This is a genomic window from Bartonella phoceensis, from assembly GCF_902825145.1.
In the GTDB taxonomy this organism is placed as follows: domain Bacteria; phylum Pseudomonadota; class Alphaproteobacteria; order Rhizobiales; family Rhizobiaceae; genus Bartonella; species Bartonella phoceensis.
Window position 1 is genome coordinate 1 of record NZ_CADEAD010000072.1, and the last position, 259, is coordinate 259.

The window sequence follows — 259 nt, forward strand, 5'->3', positions numbered from 1 at the left end:
CTGGCAAAGATTTTGCAGATGCTATAGCTGATGCAGAAAACTCTGTTGCTCTTGGTAGCAAAGCCAGTGTTGACACATTTTCCAGCGGAGCGCTTGCTTTTGGTTATGGCGCATCTGTAAAATCGTTGAGTTCTGATATTCAGAATGGTTCTTTAAACGGCATTGCCTTAGGTACACAAGCATCTGTTTCTGCTGAGGGTGGGGTTGCTCTTGGTCATAACGCACAAATTAACGGTAAAGGTTCGATTGCTCTTGGTGC

Annotated in this window: 1 pseudogene; it reads left to right on the forward strand. The window is 44.8% G+C overall.

The features are described 5' to 3' along the window. Positions 1 to 259 (forward strand): annotated as a pseudogene (locus J7R07_RS08125) (hypothetical protein); the annotation flags it as partial.